We start from the raw sequence: 11,461 nt of genomic DNA, 5'->3' as shown, positions 1-11,461 counted from the left end.
CGGGACTTGAATTGTAATACTTGTCAATCCGACAGAAATATTGTCGCACTTAAAAATCGCAAAATGAATGATCACCCTTGAACGCCAATCGCATATCAGCATGGCTTTATCCTCGGCCGATACTCGCGCCGAAGTGGTCACAGCATTGTCGCACATCACCAGACAGTTCGGTTTCCGCTACTTTACGCTGGCCAATGCACCCGTTTCCACGGACATGCTGTTAGAACCGCTGATCGTCGAAAGCACGCTTCCACAGGCCTATATTCGCGCCTTTGACCAGAATCGCTTTCTGCAAAGCTCTCCATTGGTGCCGCTGCTGAAGACCATGATCCTGCCACTCTGTTGGAATTGCGAGCCCGTTCCTGCGGAGGGCTGTAGGCCCGAGATTCCGGATACGCTGCGGCATCTTCTGAAGGCCCATGACACGTGCGCGGGCGTTGTCATGCCACTGCACTCGGGCGACGGCTCCAGCTATATCATCCAACTGGAGGGCTCCCGCCCGCTTCTGACGCTCCCCGAACTCAACGAAGTGGGTATGCTGCTTCTGCAGGCCTTCACGATCTATGACCGGCTGCGTCGGCAGGAGCCGGCGACGATAAAACTGCTGACGGTGCGCGAACTGGAAGTGTTGCGTTGGACATCACAAGGCAAGACATCCTCCGAAATCGCGAGTATCCTGTCTTTGTCCGATCACACGATCAACGCCTATCTCAACAAGGCGATCAAGAAACTCGATTGCGTTAACCGGACCCAGCTGGTTGCCAAGGCCATACGCCTGCGGCTGATCAGCTAGATCGCGGAACCGTCGCATTCATGGAGTCTGACAGTTTGCTTCAACCTATTGTCGCGAATGACATTCCTGCCTTCGGTGAGGAGACTTTTGGTCTCAGCGCGCAAGACACCCTGCACCTTTTCATGCAATTCAACCGGACCGGCTTCTGGCGGTTCGAGATCGACACCGGGCACCTGTTTGGCTGCAGCCAGGCGAGTGCCATTTTCGGCATGGCCGCCACCGATGGTCCGCTTGACGTGGTGGCGCTTACCGCACGCATCCATCCGGACGATCTGGCCGTGGCGATGGAGGGTCATGAAGCGGCAGCCGCCCGCCGTGTCGCCATCCACAAGACCTATCGGGTGGTTTCGCAGGGCAACAACTACAAGTTATGCTGCTCCGTTGGCCGTTTTCGCGCAAAGGAAGGCAGCGGCGGGGATATCGTCGGCATCACCTTCGAGATGCCACCCACTTATGGCGACCTTCGCATGATTGCTGCCTCCGACCCTCGATAGGCACCGTGCGCCTCCGGCTGCAAAGCCCCAGCGGTACGGCCCGCCCCGTGCGACACGTGTTGCAAACAAGGAGCAGCGCTTCACGGCTCTGCCCCTTGTCCTTGCGTTACCGATCGAGAACGGCGCGGATTTCCACGAGGTTCGAGCGGGTGCGCAGGATGTAAAAGCCCATGGTCGCGAGATGGGTCGGCATGATCCAGCCATCTTCCCGGCCATTGGAGATGATAGCCGGCTGGATCCGCAGCGCCGACTGGAACTGCGACAGAGTATCGGCCCAGAGCGGCGCCAGATTGCGCTCGCGCACCACCTGGTCGAAATCGGCGCGGGCAGCCGCAAGCACGGCATAATAACCATAGAGCTGGCCATAGGCGAACCAGAAACGGTCGTCGGCGCGCGTATCGAACCAGCCGCCATTGTGGTTTTCCGAACGTTCCCGGAGGATCGCCGAGGTGGAACCAAGATCGTTTGCGATGCGATCGACAAACTGCACGAGGTTATCGGCGCGGGTATCGAAAATCGCGTTGCAGGCCGCCAGATCTGTGTTGAACTGGCGCAGGCTCTTGATGGCCGAGCGGTAATAACTCGGGGTCGGCGTTTTGAAGCCGAACGGGTTAAGGCCGAAATACCACGAGAATTCATCAAATTGCAGGTTGCCGCGCGCATCCTGGAGATCGCCGTTGATGCCCGATGTGCCGCGCACGCGCCCGAGCGAATCGACCAGTTCTGCCGAGGTGCGCCGCACCGCCTGGTTCACGCCGCGCTGAAAACTTGCCTTGTTGTCGAGGAAAGGCGTGTTGTCCCAGTCCATGCCGAAAAAGCCCGCCCGATAGAGCAGCATGGAGGAAATCCAGGCGTTTTCGTTGACATTCATGTCGGTGAGGTCAGCCGCAACCTCAACGATGGCCGAGGTCTGGCACTGGCGCGGTGCGGCCACAGGCGTTGTCGTAGTGGCGCCTGCCGTGGCAGGCGAAGGGCTTGCGGCCGGAACGGCGGCCGGCAGTTCCTGTCCGGCAGAACGCTGGCGCTCCGCCAGATGGTAGCGGTCGACGAAGTTCGGATCAAAGCCGGTCCACACCTGCGTCTGCCAGATGAAATAACCATAGAGGGCAACAAGCCCCAGAAGAAACACGCCAAGCGGCGCCTTGATCATCAGGCTACGGCCGCCGTACCAGCCATGCGCCGCCATGAAGGGCCATGCCATCCAGGCAAACAGTAGCCGGAAGCTGCGCTTCAGGGCATCGAGGAACCGGCTCAAAAACGCAGCGATCATGCATGGATCTCCTTTATCGGCCTTCAGGTAGTGACGCGGCCGTCGCTTGTCGAGCACCACCGAAGCGATGATGATAAACCTCGGCGAGAAGCGCCCGACGAGCATCGATGCTTCTTGCCGAGAGACGGCTGGCCTTCCACTGCTGTAGATAGGGTTCGAGAGCCGGCAGATCGCGTTCGATGTCTGCGAGAAGCGTGCCATCGACGCCGGCGACCAGGAGAACGAAAGCCTCAGTCTCGACCGTCAGCAGGTTGCGCAGGATGTTGCAGCTGGCCGTCATGTCGATGACGAGATCGATCAGATCATGCGTCAGTTCCTGCCAGCCGGCAAAGAGCACGGGATCCCGTTTCGTCGCCGCCTTCTTGTCGCCGGCGTCTTTGAGGGTATCGGCAAACGCCTCGCAAGGCGGCAGGGCATCATCGAGGAAAAGCTTTTGCGCCTGGAGAACGCAGAGGAGACCCGCAATATCGCCCGCGAGCTGCCATGCCTGCGTGGCAAAGATGAGCGGCGCCACAGGCTCCTGCAAGGCCTCGCTGCGACGACTGAAAAGACGCAAAAGTGGCGCACGGCGCGGCTTGGCCACCGGCATGAGATAAGGTGCAGACAGACGCCGGATGGCGATTGCAAGATCGGCCAGCCGATGAGCCGCCTGCCCCTCAGCCACCCGAAAACGCACGCCAAGCGCTGCCAGCCTCTCCTCCAGCCCGTCAAGCCGGGCGCGGTCGATCAGTGCTGGTTTTCCCGCAGGGGCCTGGAGATCGGCCATCATCGCGGTCAGCGCGTCGCGGATCTCGCCCATCGCAGACCCTGTATCGTCACCGTGACGTCCCTGTGCTCCATCCGTCATGCTGCCACTCCCGAGCCGTGCCACCGGGCGCATCTCTTGCTTCAGCGTCCCGGCACGCCATCACGCATACACGCGATCATGCCATGAATTAACAGCCGATTTTGAAAAACGCCGCAGTCCCTGTGAGATAGGCGTGGTAAAATGGATGCTGGCTGGCCGCCGCGACAACGCCGCGACGGGCAATCACGCCGGCTATAACGGCAGCAGCCCTGCCCTGATCAGAGGCCGAGCTTGGCAATCTCGGCATCCAGCCGGTCGCGGGTCTTCTTGGCCATCTTCGCCGTCTTGATGGCCTCGAGGTTGGCGGGCGTGCCATCACCGGCCACGATCAGCGCCACCATGCCCATGCCCCAATGCGGTGTGCATTTCACCACATAGGCGCCTTCCTTCTCGATGGTCACGACAAGTTCCTGGTTCATCTTGCCCTTGAACTCGGCAACACCTTCCGGCAGCAGTTCCTTGACGGCTGCCGCATCATGCCCCTTGTCGACAGGCACGAAGTGGACCGTGTCACCAACGGCCACCTTGACGGCTGCGGGCTCGAACACCATGGCTTCGCCATCGGCACCCTTGTTCAGCATTTTGACTTCAATGTCGGCGGCAAGCGCTGCCGAAGACAAAAGAGCAAGACCGAGCGCTGCAAAGCCCGTTCTGGTGAGGAAGGTTTTCATCGTTAAATCTCCTTGGCGCGCCGTGCGACCTTTCGCAAGGCCCATGCCGCATCCTGTGTTCATTGCGGACCTGCTCATACGCCCTTGCGCCGGGCCGGGATTTGACCGAGGTCAAAACACATTTCTGCCATTTTGTCGCAAATAGCCCCTATTGCGCGCCGCGATCCGGCGCGCTTGCTTGCGCAACAGGGATATTGATAATGGCGGGGAACAAAAAAGAAGGAGCCACCATGCGCGCAACATCGCTGAAATTCACGCTCGCCGCCTCGATTGCCGCGATCGTCTCGAGCCAGGCCTTGGCTGCCGATCCGGCAAGCTGTAGCGCCGTCCGCTTCTCGGATGTCGGCTGGACCGACATTACCGCCACCACGGCGACGGCTTCGGTCGTGCTGGAGGCGCTCGGCTACAAGCCGCAGGTGCAGGTCCTGTCGGTGCCGGTCACCTACCAGTCGCTGAAGAACAAGGATATAGATGTTTTCCTCGGCAACTGGATGCCGACGCAGGAAAATGACGTGCGTCCTTTCCTCGACGACAAGTCGGTGGAATCTTTTGGTCCGAACCTCGTTGGCGCCAAATATACGCTGGCAACCAATGCCAAGGGCGCCGAACTTGGCATCAAGGACTTCAAGGATCTCGCCGCCCATTCCAAGGATCTCGACGGCAAGATCTACGGCATCGAGCCGGGCAATGACGGCAACCGCCTGATCCTCGACATGGTGGACAAGGACACCTTTGGCCTAAAGGGCTTTGAGGTGGTTGAATCCTCCGAGCAGGGCATGCTGGCGCAGGTCGCCCGCGCCGACCGCGCCGGCAAGCCGGTCGTGTTCCTCGGCTGGGAACCGCACCCGATGAACAGCAATTTCAAGCTGACTTACCTCACCGGCGGCGACGACATCTTCGGACCGAATTTCGGTGGCGCCAGCGTGTTCACCAATGTGCGCGCCGGCTTCACCAAGGATTGCCCGAACGCCGGCACCTTCATCACCAATCTCAAGTTCTCGTTGCCGATGGAAAACGAGATCATGGGCAAGATCCTGAACGATGGCGAGGATCCGCAGAAGGCGGCAGCCGCATGGCTGAAGGCCAATCCGGCCGCCGTGACACCCTGGCTTGCCAATGTCACCACGCTTGACGGCAAGGACGGCCTTGCGGCAGTCAAAAGCAAGCTCGGCCTCTGAGGCTTTCTCTCCGCCCGGCAAAAGCCTTTCCAAGCGGTGGCCAAAACTGCCGCAGACCAAGGCCCGGGCGGCAATTCCGATGTGTTCATCCGTTGCCCGGAGACCATCCGGGAACGGAGTTCGCCGAAAGGCAGGCCGCCTTGACCCTGCGGCCCGCCCTTCCCGCCGAAACCTGACCCGCACTGGAAGAAGCCCTTGGAAATTCTGACCGACCACCGTATTCCGATTGGGATGTGGGCCAAAAACGCCGTGGACTGGCTGACGCTGAATGGCGCCTGGTTCTTCGACTGGCTCTCCTCCGTCCTGTCGAGCGTGATCGACGGCCTGCTGTTCGTGCTGCAATGGCCCCATCCGCTGGCCGTTGTTTTTGCCTTCACCGCCCTCTCCTGGTTTTTGCGCCGCTCTGTTGGCATTGCCCTCTTTACCTGTCTCGGGCTCCTCCTCATCATTAACCAGGGATACTGGAAGGAAACCACGGAAACGCTGGCGCTCGTCGTCGCTTCCGCCGCCGTCAGCATGGCAATCGGCGTGCCGCTCGGCATCGCCGCTGCCAGACGCCCCTGGCTTTACGAGGTCATGCGCCCGGTGCTCGACCTCATGCAGACCATCCCGACCTTCGTCTATCTCATCCCCGCCTTGATCCTCTTCGGTCTCGGCATGGTGCCCGGCCTGATCGCCACCGTGATCTTTGCCATCCCGGCTCCCATCCGCCTTACCCGGCTCGGCATTGTCTCGACACCGGATGCGCTGACGGAAGCGGCGATGGCCTTTGGCGCGACGCCCTCGCAGGTTCTGCGCAAGGTGGAACTGCCGTTTGCCATGCCGCAGATCATGGCGGGGCTGACCCAGACGATCATGCTGTCACTGTCGATGGTGGTGATTGCAGCGCTTGTCGGCGCCTCCGGCCTTGGCGTTCCCGTCGTGCGCGCGCTCAACACCGTCAACATTGCTCGCGGTTTCGAGGCGGGCCTCTGCATCGTTATCCTCGCAATCATTCTCGACCGGATGTTCCGCACCGACGCAGGAGAAGGCGCATGAGCGACGCGATCATATTTGGCGGAGTCGATATCGTATTCGGCGACCGGCCCGAACGGGCGCTCACCCTGATGGACCAGGGTCGTTCGCGTGATGAAGTGAGTGCAGAAACGGGACTGGTGCTGGGCGTCTCCAATGCCTCGCTGACGATCAAGCAGGGCGAGATCCTTGTTCTGATGGGGCTTTCGGGGTCCGGCAAGTCCACCCTTCTGCGCGCCGTCAACGGGCTCGCCCCCGTCGTGCGCGGCAGTGTCACGGTACAAAGTGCCAAGGGCCCGATCGATCCTTACCGGGCCTCGGCAAAAACCCTGCGCGATCTTCGAATGCACACCGTCTCCATGGTCTTCCAGCAGTTCGGGCTTTTGCCCTGGCGCACCGTTTCCGACAATGTCGGCTTTGGGCTGGAGCTTGCCGGCGTGCCCGAGGGGGAGCGCAAAAAACGTGTGGCCGAGCAGCTGGAACTGGTGAACCTCTCGAGCTGGGGCGAGCGCAAGGTGGGCGAACTCTCCGGCGGCATGCAGCAGCGTGTCGGCCTTGCCCGCGCCTTTGCCACGGGCGCACCGATCCTCTTGATGGACGAGCCGTTTTCGGCGCTCGATCCGCTGATCCGCACAAGGCTGCAGGATGAACTCCTGGAATTCCAGAGCCGGCTGAAAAAGACCATCCTCTTCGTCAGCCACGATCTGGATGAGGCCTTCCGCATCGGCAACCGCATCGCCATCATGGAAGGCGGGCGCATCATCCAGTGCGGCACGCCGCAGCAGATCGTGCAGGCGCCGGCCGACCAGTATGTCGCGGATTTCGTGCAGAACATGAACCCGATCAACATGCTGACGGCCGGCGACATCATGCGCGCGGGCGCCGCCGCCACTCAGTCACCCGTCACGGCCACGGCGCGCGCCGAAACGCCGCTTGTCGATATCCTCGACGCCATGACCCGTCAGCCGGGCGTCGTTGGCATCGTCGACAACGGCACTGTCATCGGCACCATCGGGGCAGACGACGTGATTGCCGGCCTCACCCGCCACCGGCGCCGCGAGGTCTAGGGCGTGGCGGACAAGCCTTCGGTCTTGCGCGAAACAGACGAGGCAGCGCTTCACCAGGCGCGCTGCCTCATCCGGGCAGCGCGTACCGTGTCGCTTGGCGTGCTGGATCCGGAAACCGGTTTCCCGGCCGTCAGCCGAGCGCTGGTGGCAACCGATTTCGACTGCGTGCCGATCATCCTCGTCTCGCAACTCTCAAGCCACACAAAAAGCCTTTTGTCCGACCAGCGCTGCTCGCTTCTCGCCGGCGAACCCGGCAAGGGTGATCCGCTTGCCCATCCGCGCATCACCGTGATGTGCCGGGCAGAGGCGGTGGCGCGCGACAGTGACCATCATCGCCTCCTGCGCACCCGCTTTCTCCACCGGCATCCGAAGGCGGCACTTTATATCGACTTTCCCGATTTCCTGTTTTTCCGCCTCGTGCCGCAGACGGCTTCGCTCAATGGCGGCTTCGGACGCGCCTATGCGATCAAGGGCACGTCGCTGTTCCTCGCTCCCCCGCAGGATATGGCGGGGGACATGACGGACTGGCTTGTTCTTCAGGAAAATATTATAATGGAACATAGCGATGTGAGTCGGCTCGCCGCCGCGGCAGGAGGGCGAGAACAGGCAAAATATCGCCTTTGCGGCGTGGATCCGGCCGGTTTTGACCTGATCGGCGCCGGGAATGGTCTGCGTTACGAATTTTCGTCCCTCTGCCGTACCGTTACGGAAGCGGATGGCGAAATTCGTATAATACTTAAAGCTGTATAACGACTACGTAAAATTTAGGGATATACAATCCTGCCAAAAACTTGCTAGATTTCTGACACATTGTTACCAGCCAAGGCCGGTTACGATTGCTAGGGGACGACTGAGGAACAAAGAGATGATGCCACTCACTGAGCATTCGGCTGCAGCAGCAAATTTGTTGTCTGCAATGGCCAATCCGAAACGGCTTATGATTTTATGCTGCCTGGTCAAGGGCGAGGTTGCCGTGGGGGCGCTGGCGACGAAGGTCGGTCTCAGCCAGTCCGCCCTGTCGCAGCATCTTTCCAAACTGCGCGCGCAGAAGCTGGTCAACACGCGCCGTGATGCGCAGACGATCTATTATTCCAGCTCGGCCGAATCGGTGATGAAAGTTCTCGAAACGCTCGAGACCCTTTATTGCGAGCCCGAGCCGGCTAAATCTGCGGCCTGATGACAGCGCTGACATCCGGCTGAAAAAGATCAAAAAAGGCGGGGAGCCGGGCAAAAATTTTGCTCCCCTGCCGTTGTTGCGCGCGTTTTATCGGCCGCGCTCTTTCACCTCGATGATAGAGTTTCGGCCATCGCGCCGTCTTTCCGTGACCGACGACAGACCATCAAATTTATGCCGTGGGATGCCAAGCTTGCGCCTGTAAACGCGGCTTGACGGCGGTGACGCGCTTGGTAACTTGGGCGCAGTGTCGCCAGTGGCCAGAGGGCTGCCGGCCGGGTACTGGCCCCCGCTCTGACAGGCCATGGAGATCATGATGTCGAACCGCCTGAATACCGCCCCAAATGACTTGCGGGCGTTCTGGATGCCTTTTACGGCGAACCGCCAGTTCAAGAAAGAACCGCGCCTGTTCGTCGGCGCCAAGGACATGCATTACACGACGCATGACGGTCGCCAGGTGCTGGACGCGACGGCGGGCCTGTGGTGCGTCAACGCCGGTCACTGCCGCCCGAAAATCACCGAGGCCATCCGCGAACAGGCCGGTGAACTCGATTATGCGCCGGCCTTCCAGCTTGGCCATCCCAAGGCTTTCGAACTGGCAAACCGTCTGGTCGATATCGCGCCTGAAGGTCTCGATCATGTCCTCTACACCAATTCCGGTTCCGAATCGGTCGATACGGCACTGAAGGTTGCGATTGCCTATCACCGCGCCAAGGGTAACGGCGCAAAATTCCGGCTGATCGGCCGCGAGCGCGGTTATCACGGCGTCAATTTCGGCGGCATTTCGGTGGGCGGCATCGTCTCGAACCGAAAAATGTTCGGCACGCTTTTGACCGGCGTCGATCACATGCCGCATACGCACCTGCCCGGCCAGAATACGTTTACCCGCGGCGAGCCTGAAGTGGGCGGCGATCTGGCAACCGAACTGGAGCGCATCGTCACCCTGCATGACGCCTCCACCGTTGCCGCCGTCATCGTGGAACCGGTTGCCGGCTCTACAGGCGTTCTCATTCCGCCGAAGGGCTATCTGCAGAAGCTGCGCGACATCTGCACCAAGCATGGCATCCTGTTGATCTTCGATGAAGTCATCACCGGTTACGGCCGCCTCGGCACGCCGTTTGCCTCACAGTATTTCGGTGTGAAGCCGGATATCATGGTCACTGCCAAGGGCCTGACCAATGGCGTCATCCCGATGGGCGCCGTGTTCGTCACCGCCGAAATCCATGATGCCTTCATGAACGGCCCGGAACACATGATCGAGTTCTTCCACGGCTATACCTATTCCGGCAACCCGATCGCGTCCGCTGCAGCGCTTGCCACGCTCGACACCTACAAGGAAGAAGGCCTGTTCGAGCGCGCCGCCGACATCGCGTCTTATTGGGAAGACGGCCTGCATTCGCTCAAAGATTGCAAGAACGTCATCGACATCCGCAATCTAGGCCTGATCGGCGCCATCGAACTCGATCCGATCGCCGGCGAGCCGACCAAACGCGCCTTTAACGCCTTCCTGAAGGCCTATGACGATGGCCTGCTGATCCGCACCACCGGCGACATCATCGCCATGTCGCCGCCGCTGATCGTCGAAAAACATCATATCGACGAGATTTTCGGCAAGCTGCGCGAGATCATCAACAACAATATCTGAGGCTTGGCCTCAATGCAGAACGCCGCGTGATTTTTCACGCGGCGTTTTCGTTGTGAGACAAGACAGGCTGTCAGAGCCAGCCGCGACGCTTGAAGTAATAAAACGGCAACGCGGCGGAGGCGACCATCAGAAGAACAGCCCAAGGGTATCCCAGAGACCAGTTCAGCTCCGGCATCATGGCAAAGTTCATGCCGTAGACGGAAGCGACCAGCGTCGGCGGCAGGAAGACCACCGAGGCGACGGTGAAGATCTTGATGATCTGGTTCTGTTCGAGATTGATCAGGCCAAGCGTCGCATCCAGCAGGAAATTGATCTTGCCGTTCAAAAAGGTCGCGTGGTCACCAAGCGACAGGGCATCGCGCTGCAGAAGCTTCACCATCTGGCGCGTTTCCTTGGAGGGCTTGCGCTGCGGGCTTTCCAGCGCGGCGTGATAGGCCACAAGCCTTGAGATGCTGACGAGGCTTTCACGCACGCTGCTCAGAAAATCGCCCTTCTGGCCGAGCTGATCGATCAGCGATTGCAGATCCTGTGTCTTCTTGCTGACAGTGCCGGATTTTCCGCGGAACACTTCGCGTGAAATGCCGTCGATCTCGTTGCCGATCCGCTCCAGCACATCCGCCAGCCGGTCGATGATCGCCTCGATCAGGCCCAGCATGATCTCGTCGCCGCCGCCATAGGTCTGGCCGTTGGAGCGCAGGGCCCGGTTGCAGAAGATCGTGAAGGGTTTTGGTTCGGCATGGCGCACCGTCACCAGCGTCGGCCCCTTCAGCACGAAGGTCACCGGCGTTTTCATTGGCTCCTCGCCATCCAGCTTGGTCAGCGCCGTCATGGTCATGAACTCGGCCCCGTCCTCCTGATACAGGCGGGCGGAAAGCTCGATTTCCTCCATCTCGTCGCGTGTCGGCAGGAGAATGCCAAGCTCGGCCTGCACCCGTGCGGTTTCCTCCAGCGACGGGGAAATCAGGTCGAACCACACAGGCTGAGGTGCCGGGACAGCGTCCGGGGGCGTGATGTCGGATGGGATTGCAGGGTTTGCATCGCGCAGGATCAGGCGGTCAGCATCGCGTCCATAGATACGCAGCATGAGTGGCTCCTTCGGGGCTTTTAAAAACCCGTTCCGGAGCGGACGCAGCATCCTTACCGGCGGGTCTCAGTCTTTGATGTCGACAATCGACTGTCGGGGTCCATGATCGGGGTCCTTGGATGGGATGAATTGCTCATCACACCTTTCCCATGGCCCCGTTTTTGCAGTGCGTCAAGCCTAAATGAGACGAAGGTTTTCGAGTAGGGAACCCCCGAGCGAAAAGG

General features: G+C 60.4%; 12 protein-coding genes. 8 read left to right on the top strand and 4 right to left on the bottom strand.

Annotated elements, in window-relative coordinates; translation table 11 throughout:
* Nucleotides 1-100 precede the first annotated feature (100 nt).
* Both AC4CWH_RS03195 and AC4CWH_RS03190 read left to right on the top strand, forming a co-directional pair.
* A complete protein-coding gene (locus AC4CWH_RS03195) occupies nucleotides 101-793 on the top strand; it encodes a helix-turn-helix transcriptional regulator (RefSeq protein ID WP_491320353.1) in 693 nt (230 codons plus the stop codon).
* Nucleotides 794-915: 122 nt separating this feature from the next.
* The gene (locus tag AC4CWH_RS03190; protein WP_491320352.1) at nucleotides 916-1,287 is read left to right on the top strand and encodes a PAS domain-containing protein; all 372 of its coding nucleotides are present in this window, start codon (nucleotides 916-918) and stop codon (nucleotides 1,285-1,287) included.
* Between the two features lie 106 nt (nucleotides 1,288-1,393).
* Here the strand turns inward: AC4CWH_RS03190 and AC4CWH_RS03185 are convergent, their stop codons facing one another.
* The 3 genes from AC4CWH_RS03185 to AC4CWH_RS03175 all read right to left on the bottom strand — a co-directional run bounded on the left by AC4CWH_RS03185 (nucleotide 1,394) and on the right by AC4CWH_RS03175 (nucleotide 4,075).
* Nucleotides 1,394-2,557, bottom strand: coding sequence for a DUF2333 family protein (locus AC4CWH_RS03185; protein WP_491320351.1), 1,164 nt, complete (start codon nucleotides 2,555-2,557; stop codon nucleotides 1,394-1,396).
* 13 nt (nucleotides 2,558-2,570) lie between these two features.
* Nucleotides 2,571-3,404, bottom strand: a complete 834-nt coding sequence (locus AC4CWH_RS03180) for a hypothetical protein (protein WP_491320350.1) — start codon at nucleotides 3,402-3,404, stop codon at nucleotides 2,571-2,573.
* A gap of 218 nt (nucleotides 3,405-3,622) precedes the next feature.
* Nucleotides 3,623-4,075: a pseudoazurin gene (locus AC4CWH_RS03175; protein WP_491320349.1), complete on the bottom strand. Its 453-nt coding sequence runs from the start codon at nucleotides 4,073-4,075 to the stop codon at nucleotides 3,623-3,625.
* Nucleotides 4,076-4,305: 230 nt separating this feature from the next.
* Between AC4CWH_RS03175 and AC4CWH_RS03170 the strand changes: the two genes are divergently transcribed.
* The 6 genes from AC4CWH_RS03170 to aptA all read left to right on the top strand — a co-directional run bounded on the left by AC4CWH_RS03170 (nucleotide 4,306) and on the right by aptA (nucleotide 10,153).
* Entirely contained in the window at nucleotides 4,306-5,253 is a 948-nt protein-coding gene (locus AC4CWH_RS03170; RefSeq protein WP_491320348.1) for a choline ABC transporter substrate-binding protein, read from the top strand.
* Between the two features lie 195 nt (nucleotides 5,254-5,448).
* Entirely contained in the window at nucleotides 5,449-6,291 is an 843-nt protein-coding gene (gene choW / locus AC4CWH_RS03165; protein ID WP_491320347.1) for a choline ABC transporter permease subunit, read from the top strand.
* Nucleotides 6,288-7,334, top strand: a complete 1,047-nt coding sequence (gene choV / locus AC4CWH_RS03160; RefSeq protein WP_491284172.1) for a choline ABC transporter ATP-binding protein — start codon at nucleotides 6,288-6,290, stop codon at nucleotides 7,332-7,334. Before choW ends, choV begins: the two co-directional genes overlap by 4 nt.
* A gap of 3 nt (nucleotides 7,335-7,337) precedes the next feature.
* Nucleotides 7,338-8,084, top strand: a complete 747-nt coding sequence (locus AC4CWH_RS03155) for a HugZ family pyridoxamine 5'-phosphate oxidase (RefSeq protein ID WP_491284171.1) — start codon at nucleotides 7,338-7,340, stop codon at nucleotides 8,082-8,084.
* A gap of 115 nt (nucleotides 8,085-8,199) precedes the next feature.
* Nucleotides 8,200-8,511 (top strand): ArsR/SmtB family transcription factor, encoded by a 312-nt coding sequence (locus tag AC4CWH_RS03150; RefSeq protein ID WP_491284170.1) that lies wholly within the window; start codon nucleotides 8,200-8,202, stop codon nucleotides 8,509-8,511.
* A 313-nt stretch (nucleotides 8,512-8,824) separates the two neighbouring features.
* Complete coding sequence (gene aptA, locus AC4CWH_RS03145) at nucleotides 8,825-10,153, top strand: omega-aminotransferase AptA (RefSeq protein WP_491320346.1); 1,329 nt, start codon at nucleotides 8,825-8,827, stop codon at nucleotides 10,151-10,153.
* Between the two features lie 70 nt (nucleotides 10,154-10,223).
* Here the strand turns inward: aptA and corA are convergent, their stop codons facing one another.
* Nucleotides 10,224-11,237, bottom strand: a complete 1,014-nt coding sequence (gene corA, locus AC4CWH_RS03140) for a magnesium/cobalt transporter CorA (protein WP_491320345.1) — start codon at nucleotides 11,235-11,237, stop codon at nucleotides 10,224-10,226.
* Nucleotides 11,238-11,461: the final 224 nt, after the last annotated feature.

It is taken from the genome of Neorhizobium sp. PAMB6716 (genome assembly GCF_058242805.1).
This window is presented reverse-complemented; position numbering and strand designations above follow the sequence as displayed.